General features: G+C 68.2%; 29 protein-coding genes. 21 read left to right on the top strand and 8 right to left on the bottom strand.

All coding sequences use genetic code 11. The features are described from left to right. Window positions 1-9: 9 nt before the first annotated feature. Window positions 10-678 carry an SDR family NAD(P)-dependent oxidoreductase gene (locus tag J4H85_RS11535; RefSeq protein WP_208239765.1) on the top strand — a complete coding sequence of 223 codons (669 nt, stop codon included), beginning with the start codon at window positions 10-12 and terminating at the stop codon, window positions 676-678. 1 nt (window position 679) lies between these two features. On the opposite strand, the gene J4H85_RS11530 is transcribed toward J4H85_RS11535, so the two are convergent. Next, window positions 680-1,321 (bottom strand): antibiotic biosynthesis monooxygenase, encoded by a 642-nt coding sequence (locus J4H85_RS11530; RefSeq protein ID WP_208239764.1) that lies wholly within the window; start codon window positions 1,319-1,321, stop codon window positions 680-682. 244 nt (window positions 1,322-1,565) lie between these two features. Here J4H85_RS11530 and J4H85_RS11525 point away from each other — a divergent pair, with 244 nt between their 5' ends. From J4H85_RS11525 to J4H85_RS11510, 4 genes are read left to right on the top strand one after another with little or no spacing between them, the layout of a single operon-like run. After that, a complete protein-coding gene (locus tag J4H85_RS11525) occupies window positions 1,566-2,501 on the top strand; it encodes an ABC transporter substrate-binding protein (RefSeq protein WP_208239763.1) in 936 nt (311 codons plus the stop codon). Between the two features lie 7 nt (window positions 2,502-2,508). Beyond that, a complete protein-coding gene (locus J4H85_RS11520) occupies window positions 2,509-3,591 on the top strand; it encodes a FecCD family ABC transporter permease (RefSeq protein WP_208239762.1) in 1,083 nt (360 codons plus the stop codon). A 4-nt stretch (window positions 3,592-3,595) separates the two neighbouring features. Continuing rightward, window positions 3,596-4,648, top strand: a complete 1,053-nt coding sequence (locus J4H85_RS11515; RefSeq protein WP_208239761.1) for a FecCD family ABC transporter permease — start codon at window positions 3,596-3,598, stop codon at window positions 4,646-4,648. Continuing rightward, on the top strand, window positions 4,645-5,439 hold the full coding sequence (locus tag J4H85_RS11510; RefSeq protein WP_208239760.1) for an ABC transporter ATP-binding protein: 795 nt from the start codon (window positions 4,645-4,647) through the stop codon (window positions 5,437-5,439). Before J4H85_RS11515 ends, J4H85_RS11510 begins: the two co-directional genes overlap by 4 nt. On the opposite strand, the gene J4H85_RS11505 is transcribed toward J4H85_RS11510, so the two are convergent. Beyond that, window positions 5,354-6,598, bottom strand: a complete 1,245-nt coding sequence (locus tag J4H85_RS11505; protein ID WP_243893624.1) for an MFS transporter — start codon at window positions 6,596-6,598, stop codon at window positions 5,354-5,356. The two genes, J4H85_RS11510 and J4H85_RS11505, sit on opposite strands and share 86 nt — an antisense overlap. A 96-nt stretch (window positions 6,599-6,694) precedes the next feature. Between J4H85_RS11505 and J4H85_RS11500 the strand changes: the two genes are divergently transcribed. Further along, window positions 6,695-7,351 (top strand): TetR/AcrR family transcriptional regulator, encoded by a 657-nt coding sequence (locus J4H85_RS11500; protein ID WP_208239759.1) that lies wholly within the window; start codon window positions 6,695-6,697, stop codon window positions 7,349-7,351. Here J4H85_RS11500 and J4H85_RS11495 read toward each other — a convergent pair. After that, on the bottom strand, window positions 7,253-7,495 hold the full coding sequence (locus J4H85_RS11495) for a TVP38/TMEM64 family protein (RefSeq protein WP_243893780.1): 243 nt from the start codon (window positions 7,493-7,495) through the stop codon (window positions 7,253-7,255). The genes J4H85_RS11500 and J4H85_RS11495 overlap by 99 nt on opposite strands. A 92-nt stretch (window positions 7,496-7,587) precedes the next feature. Between J4H85_RS11495 and J4H85_RS11490 the strand changes: the two genes are divergently transcribed. The 5 genes from J4H85_RS11490 to J4H85_RS11470 are packed head-to-tail and all read left to right on the top strand — an operon-like array spanning window position 7,588 to window position 11,931. Further along, window positions 7,588-7,761 (top strand): hypothetical protein, encoded by a 174-nt coding sequence (locus tag J4H85_RS11490; RefSeq protein ID WP_208240511.1) that lies wholly within the window; start codon window positions 7,588-7,590, stop codon window positions 7,759-7,761. A 4-nt stretch (window positions 7,762-7,765) separates the two neighbouring features. Beyond that, a complete protein-coding gene (locus tag J4H85_RS11485; RefSeq protein WP_208239756.1) occupies window positions 7,766-8,827 on the top strand; it encodes a nucleoside hydrolase in 1,062 nt (353 codons plus the stop codon). After that, window positions 8,824-9,684 carry a histidine kinase gene (locus J4H85_RS11480; protein ID WP_208239754.1) on the top strand — a complete coding sequence of 287 codons (861 nt, stop codon included), beginning with the start codon at window positions 8,824-8,826 and terminating at the stop codon, window positions 9,682-9,684. The genes J4H85_RS11485 and J4H85_RS11480 overlap by 4 nt, the downstream gene beginning before the upstream one ends. After that, window positions 9,681-10,502, top strand: a complete 822-nt coding sequence (locus J4H85_RS11475) for an energy-coupling factor transporter transmembrane component T family protein (protein WP_208239752.1) — start codon at window positions 9,681-9,683, stop codon at window positions 10,500-10,502. Before J4H85_RS11480 ends, J4H85_RS11475 begins: the two co-directional genes overlap by 4 nt. Further along, window positions 10,495-11,931 carry an ATP-binding cassette domain-containing protein gene (locus tag J4H85_RS11470; protein WP_208239750.1) on the top strand — a complete coding sequence of 479 codons (1,437 nt, stop codon included), beginning with the start codon at window positions 10,495-10,497 and terminating at the stop codon, window positions 11,929-11,931. Before J4H85_RS11475 ends, J4H85_RS11470 begins: the two co-directional genes overlap by 8 nt. 27 nt (window positions 11,932-11,958) lie before the next feature. Here the strand turns inward: J4H85_RS11470 and J4H85_RS11465 are convergent, their stop codons facing one another. The 4 genes from J4H85_RS11465 to J4H85_RS11450 form a co-directional block, all read right to left on the bottom strand. After that, complete coding sequence (locus J4H85_RS11465) at window positions 11,959-12,249, bottom strand: DUF4287 domain-containing protein (RefSeq protein WP_208239741.1); 291 nt, start codon at window positions 12,247-12,249, stop codon at window positions 11,959-11,961. A 32-nt stretch (window positions 12,250-12,281) separates the two neighbouring features. Next, window positions 12,282-12,542 (bottom strand): hypothetical protein, encoded by a 261-nt coding sequence (locus J4H85_RS11460; RefSeq protein WP_208239739.1) that lies wholly within the window; start codon window positions 12,540-12,542, stop codon window positions 12,282-12,284. 84 nt (window positions 12,543-12,626) lie between these two features. Further along, a complete protein-coding gene (locus tag J4H85_RS11455; protein ID WP_208239737.1) occupies window positions 12,627-13,466 on the bottom strand; it encodes an HAD family hydrolase in 840 nt (279 codons plus the stop codon). Window positions 13,467-13,502: 36 nt separating this feature from the next. Beyond that, window positions 13,503-14,273 (bottom strand): 2-oxo acid dehydrogenase subunit E2, encoded by a 771-nt coding sequence (locus J4H85_RS11450; protein WP_208239735.1) that lies wholly within the window; start codon window positions 14,271-14,273, stop codon window positions 13,503-13,505. A 108-nt stretch (window positions 14,274-14,381) separates the two neighbouring features. Between J4H85_RS11450 and J4H85_RS11445 the strand changes: the two genes are divergently transcribed. The 10 genes from J4H85_RS11445 (at window position 14,382) to J4H85_RS11400 (ending at window position 23,775) form a co-directional block, all read left to right on the top strand. Then, the gene (locus J4H85_RS11445) at window positions 14,382-15,401 is read left to right on the top strand and encodes an AEC family transporter (RefSeq protein WP_208239733.1); all 1,020 of its coding nucleotides are present in this window, start codon (window positions 14,382-14,384) and stop codon (window positions 15,399-15,401) included. Window positions 15,402-15,672: 271 nt separating this feature from the next. Beyond that, entirely contained in the window at window positions 15,673-16,689 is a 1,017-nt protein-coding gene (locus J4H85_RS11440) for a DctP family TRAP transporter solute-binding subunit (RefSeq protein WP_208239731.1), read from the top strand. Between the two features lie 60 nt (window positions 16,690-16,749). Next, window positions 16,750-17,325 (top strand): TRAP transporter small permease, encoded by a 576-nt coding sequence (locus tag J4H85_RS11435; RefSeq protein ID WP_208239729.1) that lies wholly within the window; start codon window positions 16,750-16,752, stop codon window positions 17,323-17,325. Further along, window positions 17,322-18,800 (top strand): TRAP transporter large permease, encoded by a 1,479-nt coding sequence (locus J4H85_RS11430; protein WP_208239727.1) that lies wholly within the window; start codon window positions 17,322-17,324, stop codon window positions 18,798-18,800. The genes J4H85_RS11435 and J4H85_RS11430 overlap by 4 nt, the downstream gene beginning before the upstream one ends. A gap of 21 nt (window positions 18,801-18,821) precedes the next feature. Next, the gene (locus tag J4H85_RS11425) at window positions 18,822-19,592 is read left to right on the top strand and encodes an SDR family NAD(P)-dependent oxidoreductase (RefSeq protein ID WP_208239725.1); all 771 of its coding nucleotides are present in this window, start codon (window positions 18,822-18,824) and stop codon (window positions 19,590-19,592) included. Between the two features lie 166 nt (window positions 19,593-19,758). Further along, window positions 19,759-20,598 (top strand): PPC domain-containing DNA-binding protein, encoded by an 840-nt coding sequence (locus tag J4H85_RS14285; protein WP_208239723.1) that lies wholly within the window; start codon window positions 19,759-19,761, stop codon window positions 20,596-20,598. Window positions 20,599-20,678: 80 nt separating this feature from the next. Continuing rightward, the gene (locus J4H85_RS11415) at window positions 20,679-20,906 is read left to right on the top strand and encodes a biotin/lipoyl-containing protein (RefSeq protein ID WP_208239721.1); all 228 of its coding nucleotides are present in this window, start codon (window positions 20,679-20,681) and stop codon (window positions 20,904-20,906) included. An 8-nt stretch (window positions 20,907-20,914) separates the two neighbouring features. Then, window positions 20,915-21,895, top strand: coding sequence for a thiamine pyrophosphate-dependent dehydrogenase E1 component subunit alpha (locus tag J4H85_RS11410; protein ID WP_208239719.1), 981 nt, complete (start codon window positions 20,915-20,917; stop codon window positions 21,893-21,895). After that, complete coding sequence (locus J4H85_RS11405) at window positions 21,892-22,881, top strand: alpha-ketoacid dehydrogenase subunit beta (RefSeq protein ID WP_208239717.1); 990 nt, start codon at window positions 21,892-21,894, stop codon at window positions 22,879-22,881. Before J4H85_RS11410 ends, J4H85_RS11405 begins: the two co-directional genes overlap by 4 nt. A 63-nt stretch (window positions 22,882-22,944) precedes the next feature. Further along, window positions 22,945-23,775 carry an SDR family NAD(P)-dependent oxidoreductase gene (locus tag J4H85_RS11400; RefSeq protein ID WP_208239716.1) on the top strand — a complete coding sequence of 277 codons (831 nt, stop codon included), beginning with the start codon at window positions 22,945-22,947 and terminating at the stop codon, window positions 23,773-23,775. A 15-nt stretch (window positions 23,776-23,790) separates the two neighbouring features. Here J4H85_RS11400 and J4H85_RS11395 read toward each other — a convergent pair whose 3' ends face one another. Next, entirely contained in the window at window positions 23,791-24,531 is a 741-nt protein-coding gene (locus J4H85_RS11395) for a FadR/GntR family transcriptional regulator (RefSeq protein WP_208239714.1), read from the bottom strand. Window position 24,532: the final 1 nt, after the last annotated feature.

The raw sequence follows: 24,532 nt of genomic DNA, 5'->3' as shown, positions 1-24,532 counted from the left end.
CTGACCGGCATGGATCAGCATCGCACGCCCCACGCCCTCGTCACCGGAGCCACCAGCGGTATCGGCCGCGCCGTGACCGACCTGCTCGTGGAACGCGGGTGGACGGTATCGGCGGTCGGGAGGGATCACGAACGACTCGCATCCGTGGCAAAGTCTCCGCGGGTGACGCCGGTCACCTGCGACCTCGTGCACGACGACATGAACGCGATCGTCCCCGAGCGCGTGAATGCCGTGGTACACGCCGCCGGAGTGCTGCCGACCGCCTCGATCGAGGAGGTCACCGACGAGGAGTGGGAGTACGTCTTCGCCCTGAACGTGACGGCCGCGATGCGTCTCGCGCGCGCCACGCTGCCGGCTCTGCGCGCGTCGCGCGGCACGATCGTGTTTCTGAATTCCGGCGCGGGCATCTTCGATCGTCCGAAGAACACGGTGTACGCGGCGACCAAGCACGCACTCCACGGACTCGCCAACGGACTGCGCGCCGATGTCGAGCACGACGGGGTGCGGGTCACCTCCGTCTACCCCGGTCCGACGGACACTCCGATGCTCTCGAACGACGACCGGACACCGCTCGTGCGGCCGGAAACGGTGGCGCGGGCCGTGGTCGAAGCGATTCAGGCGAGCCCGGATACGCAGCTCACCGACATCTCCGTGCGTCCCCGAGTCGAGCTGACCTGAGCTACGCGCCGCGCGCGTCCAGCGCTTCGCGCAGGGCGCGCTCGCTCCGGATCGCACCGGGATTGCGGCGGAGCCACCCGCGGAGCACCCGGGTAACGGTCGGCATCATCGCGAACGTCATCGTGGGTGCCAGCACCGAGACGAGCAGCACCGAGCGCAGGGGGACCGGGATCTCGGCCCACCCGGGAAACTGGGTGACGATGGTCGAGAGCAGGATGTTCAGCGGAAGCATGCCGAGCCAGACGGCGATCGCCTGCTTCCACCGTGGGGGAGCGGCGCGCACCCCGATGAGTCGTGAGGCACCGGTCCGCGGGTCGACCACGCGGCTGAGTTGCGGCTCATCGAACCAGCCCTCGATCCCGGTGCGACGCTGCACGGCAGCGCTGGAGACCAGCTGCACGCCAGAGCGCTCCCAGTCGCGGCGTTGATCGGATCGTTCCCAGCGCGCGAGCGCCTCGTCGTCGATGAATCGGTACACGACGTGCAGCACATGCTCGTGGCTCGCATCGCGCATCACCCCGCCGCCCAGGCACCCGTCGAAGCCGCGAGCCATCTCGAGGCCGCGGTCGATCCACTCGAGGGTTTCGTCGATACGGTTCGGGTCGGTCTCACGGCGGACGGCAACGGTCACGGGGCTGCTCATGCCGACTATTCGAGCAGAGACGTGTGACGATCGCGTTTCACCCGCGTATCGCCGCTGCGAACACTCGGTTGCGGGCGCGCCGAGGTTCGAAACCGACCGATGGCACCCTCGGGGCGACACGCCCCGACATGATCATACGTTGGTGAGGTTTGCCTTACCTAACCATCTCTATTAGGGTTCGAGAGGTTCTATTCCCGACAGATTGGTACTCACCTTGGCTTCCTCCCTGCTTCGCCGCTCATCGATGTCCGCGCTCGCGGCCGTCTCGGTGCTCCTGCTCGCCTCCTGCGCAGGCGTGTCGTCGGAGGACACCGGGAGCGGGGACGAGGGCGTGAGTTTCACGCACCCTTCAATCGACGGCCTCACCGTGGCGTTCGAGTCGCAGCCGCAGGACATCGTCATGGATTGCTACGCCTACAGCTCGCTCCACGAATACGGGATCGAGCCGGTCGCGCTCTTCGGGTACGAGTGCGACAACCCGTTCGTCATGGGTGACGCCGACACGTCGGGCATCGAGATGATCGGTCAGGACGGCGAAATCGATGTCGAGAAGCTCGCCGAAGTGCAGCCCGACGCCATCGTCGGGCAGGGTGATGCGAACGGGTGGACGTGGTTCGATGAGGACGTGAACGCGCAGCTCACCCGCGTCGCGCCGTTCGTGCCGCTGCCCGCCGACGGCTCGATGGACGAGCGGATCGCGGACACGCGCGAGGTCGCAGCATTCTTCGGCGGTGACACCGAGTCCGAGGAGATCCTGCAGTCCGACGAGGAGCTCGGGGAGGCGAAGGACGCGGTGAGCGCGGCACTCGCCGAGAACGACCGCTCGATCATGCTGGCGAGCCCGGCTAAGGAAATGCTGTACACCGGTGTCGGCTTCGCGCAGGCCGACCTGCTCGAGGAGCTCGGCGCGACGATCGTCGGACCGGACGCGCCCGCGGACGGGAACCCGTGGGGCCAGGTCGCCTGGGAGGACGCATCGACCTATGAGGCCGACCTGATCCTCGTCGAGGGCTACTCGGACGACTTCGCCTTCAGCTCCGAACTCTGGGACGCCCTGCCGGCGGTCGAGGCCGATCAGCTCGCGGCCTGGAGCTCGAAGGGCGCCATGACGGCGTCCACCTACGCCGCGTGGCTCACGGACGTGGCGGACCTCGTCTCCGCATCGAAGCAGGTTGCGTAACCCACCGATGACCTCTTCGGTCCAGGCGACTCCGCGGCCCGTGCCCGACACTCCGGTGTCCGGCGCGGGCCGGCGTCCGTCGCTGCTCCGGGCAGGCGATGGGGGGCGCTGGGCCGGATTGCTGGTGCTCGCGCTGCTCTGCACCGCGGCTCTGGTGGTCAGCATGCTCGTGGGGTCTCGCAGCGTCGATCCCGCCGCCGTGTTCCACTTCGTCGTTCATCCGGATCCCGATGACCCCGTGTCGCAGGCGGTCTGGTTCTCTCGCGTGCCGCGCACGGTCCTCGTGCTCGCGGCGGGCGCGGCGTTCGGCGTCGCGGGCGCTCTCATGCAGGCCGTCACCCGGAATCCGATGGCGGATCCCGGGATCCTCGGTGTCAACGCCGGAGCATCGCTCGCCGTGGTCGTCGGCTTGGCGTTCTTCGGGCTCACCGATGTGTCGCAGTACATGTGGTGGGCGTTCGCCGGAGCACTGCTCACCTCGATCCTCGTCTTCGTGATCGGCAACACCGGCACGGTGCGCGGCAATGCCGTGCGGATGACGCTCTCGGGAGTCGCACTCGGTGCAGTGCTCTCGGGATTCACCTCCGCGCTGATGCTCACGAACTCGCAACTGCTCGAGCGGATGCGCGGGTGGTCCGCCGGGACGACGGCGTCCCAGCCGCTCGAGGGCACCCTGCAGCTCGTGCCCTTCATCGGTGCCGGACTGATCATCGCCCTCCTGAGCTCGCGCTCGCTCGACGTGCTCTCGCTCGGCGAAGCGTCCGCCGTGGCGATGGGTGCGCACCCGAACCGCATTCGGCTCGTGACGCTGGTCGCGATCGCGCTGCTCGCCGGCGGTGCGACGGCCGCAGCCGGGCCGATCGGCTTCCTCGGGCTGCTGGCGCCTCACCTGGCGCGCATGATCGTCGGCCCGCACCAGGGGTGGATCCTCGCGTACTCGGTGCTGATCGCCCCGACGGTCATGGGGTTCGCCGATGTGATCGGGCGCGTCATCACGAGCGGCGAGGTGCCCGTCGGTGTCGTCACCGCGTTCATCGGGGCTCCCGTGCTCATCGCCCTGGTCCGTCGTCTCCGCGTGTCCGAGGTCTGATCCGATGACGCAACTCGACTTCGGCCGACGGGTCGTGCGACTCGGCGGCGCTGAGCGTCCGCTCGCCCTCCTCGATGTCCGCTCGATCGTCATCTGCACGGGGTTGTGGATTGCGACGGTGCTGCTCGCGATGTACGGAACGTTCTCGGGTTCCGTGGGGATCTCCGTGGGGGAGGCGCTGCAGGCGCTGCTCGGTCAGGGCGACGAGTACACGAGCATGATCGTGCTCGAGTGGCGCGCCCCCCGTGTCGTGATGGCCGTGCTGCTCGGCGTCTGCCTCGCGCTGAGCGGCGCGATATTCCAGAACCTCACCGGCAATCCGCTCGGATCGCCCGATGTGATCGGGTTCCAGACGGGGTCCTTCACCGGCGCGCTCGTCGTGATGCTGATCATCGGCGGCGGCTCGGTCGCTACGATGGCCGGTGCGCTCGCCGGCGGGATCGCGACGGCGTTCCTCGTGTTCTTCCTGTCGATCAAGCGAGGCGCGATGCGCGGCGTGCGGTTGATCATCGTCGGCATCGGCGTGAGCGCCATGCTCGCATCGGTGAACGTCTGGCTCCTGCTCACGGCCACCGTCGAGAACGCCATCATGGCGAGCCTCTGGGGAGCCGGAAACCTGTCGGGTGCGTCGTGGTCGACCGCGACGGTGGTGATCATCGGTTCCGTGGTCTTCATCGGTGGTGCCTTGGCGCTGGCGCGGCCGATGCGACTGCTGCAGATCGGGGCGCCGTTCGCCACGGCGCTCGGGCAGAACGTGCGAGCCCTGCAGATCGCGGCGATCGTGATCGGTGTCGGTCTCACCGCGCTCGCGACCGCGACCGCCGGGCCGATCTCGTTCATCGCCCTCGCGGCGCCGCAGATCGCCCGACGTCTGGTGCGATCGGACGGGCTCGCACTCGGACCGACCGCCGCCGTCGGCGCCGTGCTGCTGCTGCTCGCCGACATCGTCTCCCAGCGCATCCACCCCGAGACGCCGCTTCCGGTCGGCATCGTGACCGTCTCGATCGGCGGACTGTATTTCCTGTGGCTACTCCTTCGAGAAGGGAAGAAGCGATGACTCGTCTGAGCGTGGAGGGCGCGGCCCTCGGGTACGCCGACACCCCGGTCTGCACCGATATCTCGGTGCAGATCCCCGATGGTGCGTTCACCGTGATCGTGGGGCCGAACGCCTGCGGCAAATCGACACTGCTGAAGAGTCTGACGCGGCTGCTGCCGCCGTCGAGCGGGCGCGTGCTGCTCGACGGTCTGCAGTTGCACCAGCAGCCTACGAAGCACGTGGCGCGTCAGGTCGGTCTGCTGCCGCAGGGGGCCGTCGCGCCCGACGGCATTCGCGTGGTCGATCTCGTGACCCGAGGTCGGTACCCGCACCAGCGGCTCTTCAGCCCGTGGACGCCGGAGGACGAGGAAGCGGTGCGGGCGGCGATGCACGCGACGGGAGTGCACGAGCTCTCGGGTCGCATGGTCGACGAACTGTCGGGTGGTCAGCGGCAGCGGGTGTGGATGGCGGTCGCGCTGGCGCAGGAGACCCCGATCCTTCTGCTCGACGAACCGACCACGTACCTCGACCTCAACCATCAGATCGAGCTGCTCGAGCTCTGCCGAGGTTTGAACCGGGAGCAGGGCACCACCCTCGTGGCCGTACTGCACGACCTCAATCAGGCGGCGCGATACGCCGATCACATCATCGCGATGCAGGCCGGTGACGTGATCGCCGCCGGTGCGCCTGGCGACGTGATCACCGAGGCGCTCGTCGAGCAGGTGTTCACGCTCGACGCGCGGGTGATTCCGGATCCGGAGTCCGGGACGCCCCTGGTCGTGCCGCGCTGGAGGCACCCGGCGAGGGTGTGACGCGGGGCGCGCACGCCAGCGCGCCGAAGAGGCCGACGCCCGCGGCCGCCGCGAACGCCCAGCGCAGACCGATGAGGTCGCCGATGCCGCCGAGGGCGGGTGCTGCGAGCGTCTGTCCCAGCGCGAGGACGAGGAAGCCCAGCCCGACGCCGGCCGCAGGGTGCGCGTCGTAGACGCGGGTGCCCCACAGCAGCAGGAGTCCGGACGCGGCGATGTACGCAGCACCGAACGCGCCTAGAGCGATGCCGGCTGCCGCGACACTGGTGGGAGCGATGGCGACGGTCACCGTCGAGAGCGCGAGCACCGTGACCGTGATCATCCAGGTGGCGCGCAACCCGAGTGCGCCGACGAGATCGCCGCCGATCGCGCCGATGATCCCGAGCGCGCCGAGCAGGATCCAGCAGATCGTCGACGCCGTCTCGCTCATGCCGCCCGCCGAGACGAGCAGGTCGCGCCCGAACGTCCAGACGGCCGCGCTCGCGGCGCCGAGGAGGAGTGCTGCCCAGACGAGTCGCGGACTCTCCGCTGGGAAGAGCGGGCGGGGCACGAGGACGCGTGCAGGGGCTCCGTCGCCGGCCTCCCTCGAGTCCACCGTGCGCGGCACGGCGAAGACGGTCCAGAGCGTGACGGCGGCGGAGAGCGCGGCGAATGCGATCCATGCCGCACGCCACTGATCGTGCGTGAGCAGGGCGATCGGTCCCGCGATCGCGACGCCGAGCCCGGTTCCGGCGTTGATCACGGTCTGCACGCGACTCTGCCTGGCGGTGTCGACGGAGCGCGCGACGGCGTGCGCCAGGGGCGGGGACGCGACGCCGGTGCTCGCGCCCGCGACGATCACCCCGAGCGCGAGGACGAGCGTGTTCGGTGCAACGGCGATCGCGAGGGTGCCGATCGTCGCGGTCGCCCCCGCGGCGACGGCGATCGCACGGCCGCCGAAGCGCGGCGTCAGCAGTGTGGCGGCGATGATCGCCGCGCAATACGCGGCGTAGGATCCGGATGCCAGGGCGCCGGCGGCCGCCGCCCCGAAATCGAACTCCGTGCGGAACACCGGCACGAAGAGTCCGTAGGAGAAGCGGGCCAGGCCGTAGCAGGCGGCGATCAGGGAGGCGCCGGCCAGAGTGAGTCCCCACACCGTTCGTCGATCGAGCGTCTCGGTCATCGTCATCCTCATCTCACAGGTCTGTGAACTCACGTGCGGCACCAGTATACTGATCTGTAAAGATTCCGCGAGCGGGGGTGCAGGATGACGACATCGATGACCAGTCTCTGGGAGGTGCCGCGTCTCACGCCGGGTGCGGAACGTATCCTCGAGGTCGCCTCCGATCTCTTCTATCGGCGCGGTATCCACGCGGTGGGCGTGGATACCATCGCCGCCGAATCCGGCGTGACGAAGCGGACGCTCTACGATCGCTTCGGCTCCAAAGAACAGCTGGTCGCTGCGTATCTCGCCGCGCGGCACCGGCTCTGGTGGGAGCGACTCGAAGCGCGGATCATCGATACGCCCGCGCCCCGCGCGCTCGCCTTCTTCGACGCCTACGCCGACGACCTCGTTCCGGGTGAACGGGGGTGCGCGTTCCTCAACGCTGCCGGAGAACTCCCGATCGATCATCCCGCTTATCGGATTGTGCAGGAGCACAAGCGCGCGGTCCGGCGCCGTCTGGAAGAGCTCCTCCGGGCAGATGTCCTCGACTCCGATGCGGTGGGTGAGACCGCCGACCACTTGATGTTGCTGCTGGAGGGAGCGGTTGCGCATCGCGGCATCGATGGCACCAACCGACTGGCTCAGCGGGCACGAGGGATCGCGGTCGACCTGCTATCCCCGCGAGGCTCGCTTCAGACGACGGTAAGCGAGGATCGTCATGGTGATGACCACGGCCCAAGCGGCCACGACGACCGTGCCGGCGAGCACTGACGGACCGGCCACGAACGCACCGACGGCGACGAGCGACACCTGTCCGGGGATCGTGGACAGACCGCTGCCCACCAGGAAGTCTCGTTGTGAGATGCCGAAGGCCCCGCTGCCGTAATTGACTGGCCAGTAGGGGAGTCCGGGCATGAGACGCAACAGGGAGACCTGTTCCACGGCCGATGAGCGCCCCGATCACCGAGAGGACGGCGCCCTCCCACACCCCGAAAAGCACCCCGCCGGTGACCGCCATGATCGTCACCGGAATCGGCGTGATCGCGATGACCGCGTACGCGAGAGTGAAGACGATCCACGCGGCGCCTCCCCACTCATCGAGCGCGCGCCGCCCGCAGTCCACCGCGTTCGACCGCTCGCGTGCGGGTGCGCGTGCCTCGCGCTCCGAGCAGGCAGAATAGAGGGATGTCCGCGAACCCGATACCGCTCTTCCTCGACTGCGATCCCGGCATCGACGACGCCATCGCGCTCGGGTATCTGGTGACCCAGTCGGATGTCGAGATCGTCGGCGTCGCCGCGAGCGGCGGCAACGTCGATACCGCACAGGTCGTGCGCAACACCCAGGGTTGGCTCGCCCTCACCGGACGCGCCGAGGTGCCCCTCCACGTCGGTGCCGAGCACCCGCTGGCGCACGAAGCGCGCGACGATCCCGCGTATGCGGAGGAGACCCACGGCGATCGGGGGTGCGGATACGCCGCGCTTCCCGATCCCGTCGCAGAGCCGCACGCCGTCAGCGCCGCGCAGGCCTGGGTCGATGCCGCGCGTGCGCACCCGGGCGAGCTCATCGGCGTGCTCGTCGGGCCGGCGACGAACCTCGCGCTCGCTCTCGCGATCGAACCCGAGCTGCCGCAGCTCATGCAGCGGCTGTTCGTGATGGGCGGCGCATTCAACTATCGGGGGAACACGCTCCCGACGACCGAGTGGAACGTCACCTACGATCCCGAGGCGGCGTCACAGGTCTTCTCGGTGTTCGGCGAAGCGTACATCGCAGGACGAACCCCGCATCCGCCCGTGATCGCCCCGATCGAGGCGACCGAGGCGGTCGAGATGGCGCCCGAGCGGCTGGCCCGCATCCTGGCGAGCGACGCCGACGCCGACTGGCGCGCGGTGCTGCACGAACTCGGTGCCGCGTTGCGGTTCTACTTCGAGTTCCACGAGGAGGACGGGCACGGCTACGTCGCGCACATCCATGATCCCTACGTGCTCGCCGCGGCCCTCGCGTGGGCCAGGCTGCAGCGGGATGCGGGTGCGAGCGGCGCGCCGTCGACCGCTGCCGTCCCCTGGGCGGAGACCGCCATCGCCCCCGTCGATGTCGAGCTCACCGGCACCCTCACCCGCGGCGAGACCGTCGCCGACTGGCTCGGACGCTGGAATCGGCCCGCGAACGCCGAGATCATCCGGCGCATCGACGCATCACGCTTTCTCGACCACCTCACCGACACCCTGACGAAAGGACCCCACCGATGACCCCTGCTGACAGCGCATCTGGGCGGGGGCTCGACACCGCGTCGAGTCCCGGAGAATCTCGCATCGCCGCCCCGAAGTGGGCCTACCTCTCGACCGGGGCCGGCGCCCTGGTCATCATCGCCACCTACGTCGCCGTGATCCTCACGCAGCCGGCGACCCTCGGCCTCGAACTCGGCCCGGCCACCCTGTGGGTGATGGTCGGGTATCTCGCCGGCGCCGTGCTTATCGCGGCCGGCACCCTGCCGCTCATCCCGCGCAGCATCTTCGCGCTCATGCCCGTGGCCATCGCCCTGAACATCACGGTCGGGCAGATCGTGGGCACGCTCACGCCCGTACCCCTCTACCTCGACTCCCTCGGCTCGGTCCTGATCGGCGTGCTCGCCGGCCCCGCAGCCGGTGCCCTCACCGGCGTGCTCGCGAACCTGATCTGGGGCGTCACCATCAACCCCACCGTCATCGCCTTCACGGCCGGGGCCGCGTTCGTCGGTGCGGCCGCAGGCTGGGCGGCGAAGCTCGGGGCGTTCCGCGCGCCCTGGTGGGCGATCCTCGCCGGTCTGATCGCTGGCATCCCCGGCGGAGCGCTCGGAGCGCCCGTCGCCGCGTTCGTCTTCGGCGGCGGACTCGGAGTCGGCACGGGCGGCGTCGTCGCCACGTTGCAGGCCGCGGGGCTCGAGATGCTCCACGCGACCACGGTGCAGAGTCTCGTCTCGGACACCGCCGACAAGGCCATCATCTTCCTGCTCGCGTTCCTGGTGCTCCGCTCGCTCCCGCGGCGGATCGTCGACCGGTATCCGTTGGCTCGGCGTTCGCTGCGGCGACGCCGCCCGGAGCCGGTGCGGACGCCCGCGGTGCCGTGACCGAGCCGCCTCCGGTGCGGGGTGCGGGTTTGGGCCTGCACCCCGCGACCGGGCTCGTCCTGCTGCTCTGCGCGCTGGTGCTGATCTACGGCATCGCCTCGCCCCTCGTGCCCGTCACGGTGCTGCTCGCCGCGGCGATCGGCGCCGTTCGTTCACCCACGGGGTTCGGTCGTTGGGCGGTGACGCTCGCGGTGCTCTCCGGCCCGATGCTGGTCATGGTCGGGATCGTGCAGGGGCTGTTCTACCCCGGCGATTCGGCGACCGTCCTGGGGGAGTGGGGACCGGTGTCGGTGACCGTCGAGGGGGTCGCGATCGCGCTGCAGCTCTGGTTGCGGGTCGCCGCGATGATCGGGGTGTGCGCACTCTTCGCGCTCGGCACCGACTCGGCACGAGCCTTCGACGGATTGCGGCGGCTGCGCATCCCGCTCGGCATCGCATACGTGTGCGCGACATCGATGAGCCTCGTCCCGCTGGTGCGGGATCGTACCCGTCAGGCCCTTGCCGCGCGCGCCGCTCGCGGGTGGAACACCGCTCGTCTGGGCACGCGCGTCCGCCTGATGCCGGGCATCATCGGAAGCCTGCTGACGGCTGCGCTCGTGCAACTGGATCAGCGTCACGACACGCTGACGCAGCGCGGGTTCGGCTCGACGCCGCGACCCGCACCCCTCCAGGATCGGCCCGATCCGCTGGTCGAGCGAGCGACCAGATGGGCGGCGCCCGTGTGCACCGTCGCCCTCGTCGCGGCGTCGATCTCGGGGATCCTGCCGTTGCCCGGGGCCCCCGACATCCTGGCGGGGCTGGGGGTCGGTCATGCCTGAGCCGCCAGTCGTCTGGGAGTGCGTCGCGGTCGGATTCTCGTACCCCGAGGCCAGCGTCTCGGCGCCCGTACGTGCGCTCCACGCCGTCGATCTCACGGTGCATCGTGGTGAGATGGTGGCCGTGCTCGGGGCCGAAGGGTCGGGTACCTCGACCCTCTGCCGGCTCGCCGCCGACCTGCTCGACGGTCGCGGAACGGTGTACGGTTCGCTCCGGCGAGCGGGCGACGCGGGCAGCGCCATGCTCGGTGACGACCCGGAGGCGCAGCTCACCGGCATGACCACCTTCGTCGATGACGAAGTGCGCCTGCCGCGTCGGCTGCACGGTCGCCTCGACGGATCCGATGCGGTCGAGGTGCTCGCGGAACTCGGTGTCGAACATCTCAGCGGACGCCGCGTCGGCACCCTCTCGGGCGGGGAACGTCAGCTTGTGGCACTGGCCTCGCTCGTGTCGCTCCGGCCCGCTCTGCTCGTACTCGATCAGCCGTCGCTGTCGCTCGATCCCGACGCGCGCACGCTTCTCGCGCGGGCCCTGCGACGGTTCTGCGATGGCGGCGGGGCCGTACTGCTCGCCGGTCACCAGCACGACGAGCTCAGCGCGGGTGCCGACCGGATCGGCGTACTGGAGCGGGGGACGATCACGCGGACCGTGGAGGCTGCCCGCTTCACCGCTGCAGATTGCGCGGCGATCGGCGTATGGAGTACCGAGTCGCATGGGTCTGACCCCGCGCCGCACCGCACCGCGGTATCTGCGAAACCCTGTCTGCGCGTCGAGAATCTGGGTATCGCGCGCGGGGAGCGCGTGCTCGTCGATGACCTCGACCTCTCCCTCGGCGTGGGCGAGGTCGTCGCGCTGGTGGGGTCCAACGGCGTCGGCAAGTCCACCGTGCTGCGCGCGATCGCGGGACTTTCTGAACCGGACGCGCGCGTGTCCGGCGAGCTCTGGGTAGGCGATGCGCCGGACCCCACCGCTCTGCACGCCGTGCCGGCGCATCGACGGGCTCGGTACGTCGGCTGGGTCGGACAGGATCCCAGTGCGCAGCTCTCCGCGTCGAGCGTGCGCGGTGAACTCGAACGCGGGGTACCGTTGCCACCGCATCGGCGGCGGGATCGTCGACGCCTGAGAGCGGAACGCTCCGATACTGCGGCGTCCCTCCTCGAGACGAGCGGCCTCGCACCGCACGCCGAAACGCACCCGTTCGACCTCGGGCAGGCGCAGCGCACGGACCTCGTCATCGCGACGGCCCAGCTGCTCGGCGCATCGGTGCTGCTGCTCGACGAGCCGACACTCGGGCGCGATCTCGCCGGGATGCAGCGCCTCAACCGCACCATCAGCACGCACGCGGACGGCGGAGGAGCAGTCATCCTCACCACCCACGATCTGCACTGGGCGCGATCAATTGCGCACCGGGTCGTGCATCTCGGCGACTGACGTGAACCCGCTGGAATACTCCGGCGTCTACTCCGGTCTGCTCGCCCGGCCGTCGAGCCAGAGCGTGTCCGATTCGTCGCGGTGCGATCCCGATGCACCGACGTGCTTCCGATCGATCTGCGGACCCTTCTGGATCACGTGGACCATCGCCATGCCGTGGCCGCGGCCGAGGCCGTACTCCTCCTTCAGCCATTCGAGAATCACCCCGGCCTTCACGCCCGGGGCATCGTAGCCCCGCTCACGGGCACGATCGATCAGCTGACGCGGGGTGAGACCGGTGCGATCCTCGACCGCATCGAGGTATGCCTGGAATGACATGACAGATCCTTCCGTCGATGCGGTGGCCCGCATTACGCATAGTAGATGCTGCCGCCCCAGTAGTTGCCGTTGCGCTGGTGGCACGGAATGTAGCGGTCGATCATCCACCCGCTGCGGAACGCCTCATTGAGCTTCGCGTACGCGACCCGTTCGCACTCCGCCTTCGTGTTGTACTGCCAGTCGGCCATCGTTGGCGGAGCGGCGTTGGCGGCAGGCACGGCGACGAGCCCGCCGCCTGCCATGAGTCCGGCTGCGAGGCCGACGGTCGCTGCTCTGCGCTTGAAGTTCTTCACCGCATTCTCCTGTCTCACGTGCGGAGACCGGAGCGTCCCCGCGGTGCCACCAGAGAAGCACAGACCGACGATTCCCGCCAGACCCTACCCCGGTACCGTGCGTTCGAGCAGTCGTTCGATGACCTTCGCGACGCCATCAGACGTGTTGGCCTCGGCGACTTCGTCTGCCACCGCTCGGACGTCGGGCTGTGCGTTCGCCACGGCGACCCCGTGTCCGGCCCACGTCAGCATCGCGATGTCGTTGAGGCCGTCGCCGAACGCGATCACTTCAGTGCGGTCGACGTCGAGTCGCGCGCAGAGGCGCGCCAGGCCCGCACCCTTCGTCACGCCCTCGGCCATGATCTCGAGGAACGGCGCACCCGACAGCGTCGCTTCGAACCCGGTGACGCCGAGCTCTCGCACGGCCTCGAAGAGCTCCGCGGGGGAGAGTTCGGGGTGACGCACCACGAGCTTGAGACTCGGTTCGGCGAGCACCTCCTCGAGCGCCATCATGCTCATCGACGCGGGATCCCGCTTGTGATCCGAGAACTGAGCGAGCGATGGGTAGCCGTGCTCAGCGACGAACCCCTCGCCGTTGCCCCGCACGCTGGCGTACCGCAGACCCGGTATCCGCGCGTTCAACCTCCGCGCGAGCTGCTGCAGCACCTCCGTCGGAGTCTCCTGCGCGAAGAGCACCTCACCGGTCGTGAGATGGATGCCGAGCGAACCGTTGCCGCAGAGCGCCCACCCGTCGAAACCGCTCTCCGCATCGATGGCGCGCAGACCGATCGGCTGTCTGGCGGTGACGGGAACCACGGCGATCCCAGCGGTGCGCGCCGCATCGAGCGCCGCACGCGTGCGCGACGAAACCCGTCCGTCCCCGTCGAGCAGCGTGTGGTCGAGATCGGTCGCGATCAGTCGGAATGCGGTCGTGCCGGTGCCCATCACCCCAGCCTACGGGTGGCGCGGGGAGCTTCGCCGTCACACGGTCATCGTGCCCGATTCGAGGCGCTGCTTCACCCCCGAGAGGAAGCGGCCGGCGTCGGCGCCATCGATGATGCGGTGGTCGTAGCTGAGCGAGAGGTACATGAGGTCGCGCGGCACGATGCGCTCTTCTCCCTCGTCATCGGTGACGACCGCCGGGCGACGCGCGAGGGCGCCGATCCCGAGGATCGCCGACTGCGGCTGGTTGATGATCGGGGTGTCGATCAACGTGCCGACCGAACCGTAATTCGTGACGGTGAACGTGCCCCCCGAGAGCTCGTCGACGCTGATCTTGCCCGCCCGGCATCGGCCCGCCAGGTCTGCGGTGCGCTGGGCGATCTCGGTGACGGAGAGGGTACCGGCGTCGTCGATGACCGGGACGAGCAGACCGCGAGGCGTATCGACGGCGACACCGATGTGCTGAGCACCCGGGTGCCGGATGAGGCGCGCCTCGGCATCGAATCGTGCGTTGACCATCGGGAACTCCTGCAGGCACTCGATCGCCGCGCGGATGATGAAGGGCAGCGGGCTGAGGCCGATGCCTTCGCGCTCGCGGAAGCCCTGCTTCTGCGCGGCGCGGTACGCCTGCAGATCGGTCAGGTCGACCTGGACGGTCGCGGTGAGCTGCGCCGATTCGTGCAGCGAGCTCATCATGCGGCTCGCGATCGTGGCCCGCATGCGCGAGATCTTCTCGGTGGTCTCACCCGACGCCGCTGACGCCGAGTCGGGAGCGGGGGTGGTGGCCTGAGCGGCTGTCGTCGACGTCATCGTGGCACGATCTCCAGTGATCCGGGGCTGCAGAGCGCACCACGCGCTCTGGTAGAACCAAGGTAGCATCCTCGGAGACCCCGTCGTCACCCTCGCGAAAGGCCGAAGATGCTCGAGATCGCACTCCTGGTCGCCCCGCTGTTCGTGCTGCTCGGCATCGGCATGGCCGCCGGGTTCGCGCAGCGCTTCCGCAGCGCCCAAGCCGGACTGAACGCCTTCGTCTTCAACTTCGCGCTCCCGGCGTTCATTCTCATGGCGCTCGCCGAAGCGCCGGTGTCGGACGGGGTGCCCCTCGCGTTCGTGGTGACCTCGTTCGTCGTTCCCGGCGCACTCGCCTTCGCGGTCGGGGGCGCGGCGCGCTTGTGGTCGCGGGTCCGCGCTCGGCGCGCTGCTGCACATGGACGCGGCGCTTCGGACGCCAGCGCGGTAGCCCCCGGACCGTTGGCGATCGCGTCGACGTACGGCAACGTCGGCTACCTCGGCGTGCCCATCGTCCTGAGCGTGGTCGGCCCGCAGGCGGCGCTCGCCGCCGCGCTCGGACAGTTGCTGCACAATGTGCTGTTCATGGTCGGCTATCCGCTGCTCAAAGCGCTGCAGCACCGTCGGCACGGGGTGGATGAAGCGGCGAAGACGGGGCTGTTCGAGCTGGTCTGGCGGGTCTTCACACGTGCGGTGCTCGTGAACCCCGTGATGATCTCGGTGGTGCTCGGCCTGATCCTGGGCGCCCTGCCCGTGACGATGCCAGACGTCTTCCGCGAGAGCCTCGGCATGCTCGGGCAGGCGGCGGTCCCCGCGGCGATGTTCGCGGTCGGCTTGTCGATCAAGCCGGCGTTCGAGGGCATGCGGTCGGGCGCGGTTCCGGTCACCGCCGTGCTGATCGCCTCGACGGTGAAGCTCGCGATCCTCCCGGCGGTGACGATCGTGGTCCTGCTGGCGTTCGGCGCGAGCCTCGGCTCGTCGTGGATCGCCGCGGCGGTGATCATGGCGGCAATGCCCGTCTCGTCGACCGCGAGCATTCTCGTCTTCGAGTACGACGGGGATGCCCGGGTGACGAGCGCAACCACCCTGGTGACCAGCGTCGTCGCCGTCATCACGATTCCCCTCGCGATTCTCGCCACACCTGCATGAGTATTACAGTTCGGTAACGACTGTGGCTCGGCAAAAGCGCAGTTCAACGCACGAAATTGGCCTTTCATGCGACCCTGGTCCAACCAGAAAGCGGCGGCACGCCGATGCGCTCGCTTGTCTGGTTCTACCAGAGTGTGCATACTGATCCGAGGCGTTCGCTCTGAAACGCGGCGGAAACATGAATCGGGACCGTATCGGGCCCCGGATCACCGCTTCACCTGGTCGCACACAACCATGCAACCAGTTCACACGTCTCAAGGAGGAGATGGACTTGAAGAAGAAGATGACTCTCGTCGCAGCAGCGTTCGCCGCATCGGCTCTGACGCTGACCGCGTGCGGTGGAGGCGCGGGCGGCGACGCCGGCGCGGACGGTGAGACCTACAGCTGGGACATGACGATCACGGTGTCCGAGACGTCGACCTGGTGGGCCGGCGCCGAGAAGTTCGCCGAACTGCTCGACGAGAAGTCGGACGGTCGCATGACCGTGAACCTGTTCGCGAACGAGCAGCTCTCCGGCGGAGACCCGGCAGCGGGCGTCGAGATGCTCGCCAACGGCGACAAGGCGTTCTCGTACAACTCGCCGATCATCTACTCGGGCATCGACTCGCGCTTCTCCGCGATCACGGCACCGTTCCTCTACGCGGACTACGAAGAGGCGGACGCCGCGATCGCCGACGGCGGAGCCGAGGCGTACATGGGCCTCACGGAGGACCTGGGCATCAAGATGCTCGGCTTCGGCGAGTCCGGCTTCCGCCAGATCACGAACAGCAAGAAGGAGATCACCGAGCCGGGTGACATCCCCGGCCTCAAGGTGCGCGTCGCCGGCTCCGATCTGTTCCTCGACATCTACCAGGAGCTCGGCGCGGACCCCGTCTCGATGAACTTCGCCGAGGTCTTCACGTCGCTGCAGAACGGCACCATCGACGGTCAGGAGAACCCGTTCGACGTCATCTACTCCAACGGCCTCATGGACGTGCAGGACTACCTGACGGTGTGGAACTACGTCTACGATCCGCTGATCCTCGGCATGAACCTCGAGATGTACGAGGCGCTGAGCGATGAGGATCAGGCGATCGTCGACGAGGCAGCCGCCGAGGCCAACGAGTACCAGATCAACCTCAGCCGTGAGAATGAAAGCACGCAGCTCGCCGAGATGGAGGAGCAGATGACGGTGACGACTCTCGACGCCGATCAGCTCCAGGCCTTCCGCGAAGCGATGCAGCCGGTCTACGACAGCTACGAGAGCAAGTGGACCCCCGAGGTCGCTGACGCGGTCAAGGCTCCCTAACAGTCCAAGACGATGGGGCGGGCCGCATCCGGTCCGCCCCGTTGAAAGGCTCGAATCCTCATGCTTGATCTCATCCTGCGCCGCCTGGAAAACACGATCATCGCGCTGACCTTCCTCTTCATCACGCTCCTGGCCTTCGCCAACGTGGTGGCGCGCTACGTGTTCCACGCCTCCTTCTCCTTCACCACCGAGTTGCTCGTCAACCTCGCCGTCCTGCTGACGATGGTCGGCGCGGCTGCAGCCACGCGACTCGGCACCCACCCCAGCTTCAGCCTGCTCAGGGACTCTACGAAAGGTGTGCTGCACAAGCTCACCATCGTCGTCGTCTGCGCGGCGATGCTTGTCTTCTACGGCGTCTTGCTCTGGCTGGGCTGGGACACCGCGATGAACCAGTTGCAGTCGGGCCGCCTCACCCCCGCACTGCAGATCCCGCAGTGGATCCTGACGATGGGCCTGCCGTTCGGCGCGCTGCTCGGCGTGATCCGCACCTTCCAGGTCGGCATCATCGAGTTGCGCGGCGGCGAAGGCTTCCAGGGCGAAGAAGCCGAAGCGCTCGCGGCTGCCGCGGCGATCGAAGCCGAAGCCCACGCACGAGACACCGACACCCTGCACCCGAAGGGAGCGACCCGCTCATGATCGAACTCGTCCTGTTCGGCACCTTCGCCATCTGCCTGTTCATCGGTGTGCCGATCGCCATGTCCATGGGATTGGCGGCGTTCGCCACCATCACCTTCACCGGTGGAGTGAAGGCGCTGGCTCCCGCTTCCGCGATCCTCTACGCCGGCATGTCCTCCGAAACACTGCTCGCCATTCCGTTCTTCATCCTGGCCGGCGTCATCATGGAGCTCACGGGAATCTCGAAGCGACTCGTCGAATTCGCTGACGCCTGCTTCGGACACCTGCGGAGCGGTATCGCGCTCACCGCGATCCTCACCGCGCTGCTCTTCTCATCGATCTCCGGATCGGGGCCCGCGACGGTCGCCGCCATCGGTGGCATCCTGATTCCGGCCCTCGTGAAGCACGGCTACAGCAAACGGCACGCGGCATCGCTCGTCGCCACGTCCGGTGAGCTCGGCATCATCCTCCCGCCGAGCATCGCCTACATCGTGTTCGCCGTCGTGGCGGCCGACTACGCCGGTCCCGGCGTCGATCGCGTCACCATCGGCCGGCTCTTCATGGCGGGCGTGGTTCCCGGCCTGATCCTCGTCGTGGTGCTCTACTTCATCGCCCGGTTCCTGCCGCGCGACATGGAGATCGCCAAGTCGAACGCCGCGTCGCACCTCAGCCAGGCCATGGGCAAGAATCGGCGGGCTCCCGAGGCGACGGTCACCGCTACGGGCGCCGTGGCGCGGACCGGAGACAACACGGGACTGCTCACCCTCGACGAGGTCACTCCCGAGAACGCCGTCACCGGCGGCGGGATCGGCATGCGCACGCAGCGCGCTCCCGCGTCCGTCGTCGCGAAAGCGTTCGGCCGCGCCGTACCCGGTCTGCTCGTGCCCGTGATCATTCTCGGCGGCATCTACGGCGGCATCTTCACGCCGACGGAGTCGGCCGCGGTGGCCTCGGTCTACGCGCTCCTGTTCGGCCTGCTCTCCCGCGAGCTGAAGCTGACGGCGATGTTCAAGATCTTCACGACCGCGGGTGTCATGTCGGGCCGGATCATGCTGATCATCGCGTCGGCAACACTCTTCGCCTACGTGATCACGAGGAACCAGATCGCCGGGGATATCGCGGACTGGATGTTGAACCTCACCGGAAGCGTGGTCGCGCTCGTCCTGATCATCAACCTGGCATTGCTGATCGCCGGCATGTTCATGGACGCGATCTCCGCGTTCTATCTCTTCATCCCGCTGTTCGTGCCCGTGCTCCTCGAGCTCGGCATGGATCTCACCACCATCGGCGTGATGATGACGATGAACCTCGCGATCGGCCTGATCACGCCTCCCGTCGGTATCGACCTCTTCGTGGCGGCGAGCATCGCGAAGATCTCCTTCGGCGAAGCGGTCAAGGGCATTCTGCCCTTCGTCGCCTCGGGCATCGGCGTGCTCATGCTCGTCACGTTCATTCCGGCACTCAGCAACTGGTTGCCCGATCTGCTCGGCCTCTGAGCCGGAGAATAGGAATCACTCATGTCACAGGAGCTCACCGGCAAGGTCAGCGTGGTCACCGGGGCATCGGGGGGAATCGGTGCGGCGATCGCGCACGAACTCGCGACTCGCGGATCCGATGTGCTCATCATCGATGTCGCGGATGGCGCCCGGGCGGTCCGCGACATCACCGAAGCGACGGGCGGATCGGTGCGGGTCCGCAGCGCTCAGGTCGACATTCGCGACCGCGCGGCGGTTCGCGCCTGCATCGATGAGGTCGTCGCCGACTGGGGTTCGCTCGATGTGCTGGTCAACAACGCCGGCACCGCGGGCCGCCTGAGCCTGGAGGAGATGACGGACGAGATCTGGGAACGCGACATCCAGACCAATCTGACCGGCACGTTCCTGATGACCCAGGCGGCGGTGTACCCGCACATGAGCCGCGCCGGATCCGGGGCGATCATCAACGTCAGCTCGATCTCGGGCATCATCGGCGGCGCCAACTCCGGTGGCGAGGGCGCTGCTGCTCGGACCGGGCCCGCATACGCGGCCTCGAAGGGCGGCGTCATCGCCTTCACCCGCTGGGTGGCGAAAGAGGTCGGACCGCTCGGCATCACCTGCAACACCGTGGCCCCGGGGCCGGTGGAGACGCCGATGACGCAGGGCGTGCCGTATCCCGTCGATGCCCAGCCCATCAAACGGATCGGCCAGCCCGAAGACATCGCCTCGGCCGTCGCCTTCCTGGCCTCGTCCGGTGCCACCTACATCACCGGGGAGACCCTGAAGGTCTGCGGAGGTACGGCGATCGGCTGACCGCACCACACCTGATTCCTCCCAGCCGCGCTCCACACCCGGAGCCATCCGGCACGAGACCCACCACCGTCTCGGGGAGTCCACCTCTCACGTCACAAGCTGAATGGAGGACCCGATGCAACCACTCGTGCACCCGGGACCCAGAACCGAACATCGCATCATTTCGGTGCCGGTGCGCACGCGCAGCGTCGTGTGCGAGCTCGAGCCGGGAATCCCGCTCGTCGACCAGCTCCACGGGGCGCTCGCCGAGCTCGGCGCGGACAGCGGATACGCCGAGCTGAGCGGCGGCGACTACGCGCTGCTCAGCTACTGCGTACCAGACGTCGCGACGGCCGAGAAGGCGCTGAGCTTCTCGGAGACTCGTGGGCGGCCGGTCGCGCACCTCGTGTACGGCTCCGTCACACTCGGGCTTCGCGATGGCGAACGCTTCATGCACAGCCACTGCTGCTGGCAGGCGCCCGGAGGAGCGCTCGAGGGCGGTCATCTCTGGCTCGAGACGGAGACCGGTGTGCCGCCGTTCGCCCTCGTCACGGCCGTGTACGGAGCGCAGTGGACCAGTGCGACGGATCCGGAGACCCTCATGCCGGTATTCACCCCCACCGAACGGAGCGTGCTCATGGGCGAGCAGCAGAGTACAGACCAGCAGATCCTCGATGCACCCGACACCGTCGTCGCGCGGGTGCTGCCGAATGAAGACATCACCGACGCGGTGCTGACCGTGTGCCGGCAGTACGGGTTCACCCGTGCCGCGGTCCGGGCGGGACTCGGCAGTTTCGCCGGCGCCACCTTCGTCGACCGCGCGTCGGGCGAAATCCGATCCGTCGACGGTCCGGCGACCGAGGTCATCGCACTCATCGGTGATGTCCGCGCGGTCGACAGTGCACTCGCCGTGCGCCTCAGCAGCACGCTCGTCGACCGGCACGGCGTGATCCACGCCGGCGAGCTCGTCGCCGGAGAGAACCTCGTCGCCGCGACCTTCGAACTCACGGTGCAGCGCCTGGATTGAGCAGGCGCCCCACCGCTTCCGCCCCGCACGGGGCATCACCTCCCACCGACATCACCCACCACATCACAAGGAGCACCAACATGGACGTCACCCTCAGCCAGGACCTCATCGGCGAAGAGACCGAAGCCGACATGGGGGAGTGGCTCGTCGAAGACGGCGCCACGGTCACCGAGGGCCAGGTCATCGGCTCGATCGAGACCTCGAAGCTGGTCAACGAGCTCGTCGCCCCCGCAGCGGGCGTCATCGTGTTGAAGAAGGAGCCGGGCGACCTCGTCGAGCTCGACGAGACGCTCGCGACGATTGCGTAGGAGGCATCATGACTGACTATCAGGCAACCGAGCACGGCCTCACCGGGCTGCGCTTGATGGCGAAGATCCGCGAATTCGAACGCCGGATGCCGCTGCTCTCGGACGAAGGGCTGATCCGCGGATCGACCCACCCCTCGCTCGGCATGGAAGCCATCGCCGTCGGAGTCTCGCTCGCGCTGACCGACGCCGACGCGATCGCGAGCACGCACCGCGGACACGCGCACACGCTCGCGAAGGGTGCCGACTTCGGTCGGACCATGGCCGAGATCCTGGGTCGTGCCACCGGCTACTGCGGTGGCAAGGGCGGATCGATGCACATCGGTGCGAAGGAGATCGGCGTGCTCGGCACGAACGGCATCGTCGGCGCCGGGATCGGGCTCGCGACCGGAGCGGCACTCGCCTCGAAGCAGCTGGGCGACGGCACCGTCGCCGTCTCGTACTTCGGTGACGGCGCGTCGAACCAGGGTGTGCTCGCCGAAGCGTTCAACCTCGCCGCCATCTGGAAGCTGCCGGTCATCTTCGTGCTGGAGAACAACCACTACGCTCAGTCGGCATCGATCGACGACATGGTGGCGCAGCCCGATCTGAGCCGTCGCGGCGAGGCCTACGGCGTGCCGTCGGTCAACGCGAACGGCATGGATCTCGAGGAGGTGTACCGCGTGGCGAGCGAGGCCGTGGCGCGGGCCCGCGCGGGTGAAGGCCCGTCGTTCCTCGTGCTCGACACGTACCGCTACCTCGGCCACATGGCCGGAGACACCGAGATCTATCGCAGCGCCGACGAAGTCGAGGAGGCGCGGGGCAACGACCCCATCGCGAAGCTGCTCGCGCGACTCATCGAACAGGGTGTCCTCACCGAGGACGAGTGGGAGCGCACCGCAGCGACGGTGGTCGCAGAGGTCGAAGCGGCCGAGCAGTTCGCTCGCGAGTCGCCTTACCCGGAGGTCGCCGAGGCCTTCACCGATGTGTACGCGAAGGGAGCCGTCGCATGAACGCGCAGACCAAAGACATGGTGACCTGGCGTGCGCTGAACGCCGCCATGCACGAGATCATGGAGTCGACGCCCGAAGCCTTCGTGCTCGGCGAGGACATCACGACGTGGGGCACCGGAGGCGGCACCTACGGTGTCACCCGCGGACTGCTGAAGAAGTTCGGTCGCGAGCGCGTGATGGATACGCCGATCAGCGAGGAAGTGCTGCTGTCGGCCGTGTCCGCTGCTGCGGCGCGAGGCACGCGTCCGATCCTCGAGATCATGTATTCCGACTTCGCCTTCCTCGGCTTCGATGGCATCATCAACCAGGCGGCGAAGGCCAGGTACATGTTCGGCGGCCAGTTCGATACGCCGCTCGTCATCCGCAGCAACGGCGGATCCGGCATCGGCAAGGCCGCTCAGCACTCCCAGTCGCTCGAGACGCTCTTCGCGCACATCCCCGGACTCGAGGTCGTGGTGCCGGGCACGCCAGGCGACGCCTACGGTCTGCTGCGCACCGCGGCGGCGTCCGACAACCCGACCATCTTCCTGGAGCACAAGAACCAGTACTACGATCGGGGGCCGGTCTCCTTCGAGCCGATCCCGTTCGGGCAGGCGCGGATCGCCCGCGAGGGCACCCACGCCACCATCGTCGCCACGCAGCAGATTCTCGCCTACGCGCTGCAGGCCGCCGATGAGCTCGCCGCGGAGGGCATCGAGGTCGAGATCGTCGACCCCCGCACGCTCTACCCGTTCGACATGGAGTCGGTGTACGCGTCGGTGGGCAAGACCCGCCACCTCGTCGTCGGTCACGAGGCTGTTCGCGACTACGGTTGGGGCGCCGAATTCGTCGCCCAGACGGTCGAGGCCGCTTGGGACAAGCTCGACGCCGCGCCGGTGCGCGTGGGCGGTGCGCGCACGCCGATCCCGTACGCCCAGTCGCTGGAGGAGGCGGTTATTCCGTCACCGGCCGACCTCGTGGCCGCGGTCAAGCGGACGCTCGCGTAAGAGCACCGCAGAGGGAGGGGTGGCGCGGGCACCCCTCCCTTCACCTGTCAGAAAGGACACACCGTGAATCGACTGCAGAACAAGACGTGCGTCATCATCGGCGGCGGGTCGGTCGGCGGTGAGATCACCAACGGTCTCGCCGCGGCGATCACCTACGCGCGCGAGGGCGCCGACGTCGTCATCGTGGATCTGACCGATGAGGCCGTCACCGACGCGCTCGTCCGGGTGCGCCTGGAGTGCGCCGATCAAGACATTACGCCGCAGCTGCTCGGCGTCGTCGGCGATGCCACCGACGACGCATCGATGCGAGATGCCGTTGCGCAGACGATCGAGCGCTTCGGCAAGATCGATGTGTTGCACAACAACGTCGGTATCGCGCGGATGGGCGGCCCGATCGAGCAGTCGCTCGAAGACTGGCAGCTGGTGCTGAACGTCAACCTGACGAGCATGTTCATCACGTGCAAGCACGTGCTCCCGCACATGCTCGAGCGCGGGAGCGGCAGCATCGTGAACATCGGCTCGGTCGGCGGTATGCGCTACATCGGATACAACTATCCGAGCTACTCGGCGACGAAGGGCGCCGTCGCGCAGTTCACGCAGAACCTCGCGATCGAGTACGCGGGTCGGGGCATCCGCGCGAACACCGTCGCACCGGGGTACATCGATTCACCGATGATCTATCGCCAGATCAGTGACGCGTACGACACCGTCGAAGAGATGGTGGCCGCGCGCGACGCGCTGTCGCCGACGGGCAAGATGGGGGACTCGTTCGACGTGGCGAACGCTGCCCTGTTCCTCGCCTCGGATGAGGCGCGGTATATCAACGGCGTGTGCCTGCCGGTCGACGGCGGGCTCGTGCAGTCGGCTGTGCCCGCATCTGCACCGGCCGTGTAACCGGAGGCCGGCGGCTCAGGAGACAGCGCCGGCTCGCCGCTCGCGTTCGCGCAGCTCATGCAGCCAGGCGAAGTGGGCGTCGATTGCGCGGGTGACGGCATCGACATCGCGTGCCGCAACGGCATCGAGCACGGCACCGTGCACGGTGCGCATCGTCTCGAAGTCCTGCTCGAGTGTGAGGTGACGCAGGGTGCCCTGCAGCACGGCACTCAGCATCTGCGAGAAGAACAGCAGTGCGGGGGAGTTCGAGGACGCGAACAGCGCTTGGTGGAAGGCGACGTCGGCGGCGAGAAGCTCTCGCCCGTCTTCGGTGCGATTCATGTCGTCGATGCTCGCGCGGAGCTCGGCGAGGTGGGCGTCGGTCGCATTGGTGCAGGCCTCGATTGCCGCCTGCCGCTCGAGTGCGTGTCGCATGGAGATGAGCGACTCGAAGGTGATCTGCTCGAACATGAGCCCGAGGATCAGCACGCTGCCGGCCTGTTCCGCCTGCATCCCTGAGTAGAACGTGCCGAGTCGTTCCTTGCGGGTGAGGATGCCCATCGACTCGAGTCGGCCGATGCGGTCGCGCAGGGTGTTGCGACTGATCTGCAGTTGCTGCGTGAGTTCGCGTTCGCTCGGGAGGCGGTCTCCGGGCGACATCTCGCCGAGCAGCCCCACCAGCGCGGTGAGCGCTGCGTCGCCGAGCATGCTCGCGTAGAACTGATGGTTCTTCAGCGTCGCACTGGGAGCGAAGGGCGGGTGCTCGAGCGGGTTCACC

It is taken from the genome of Leucobacter tardus (assembly GCF_017583045.1).
Taxonomy (GTDB): Bacteria; Actinomycetota; Actinomycetes; order Actinomycetales; family Microbacteriaceae; genus Leucobacter; species Leucobacter tardus.
The sequence above is the reverse complement of the archived record's forward strand: the minus strand, read 5'-3'. Positions and strand labels throughout refer to the sequence as shown.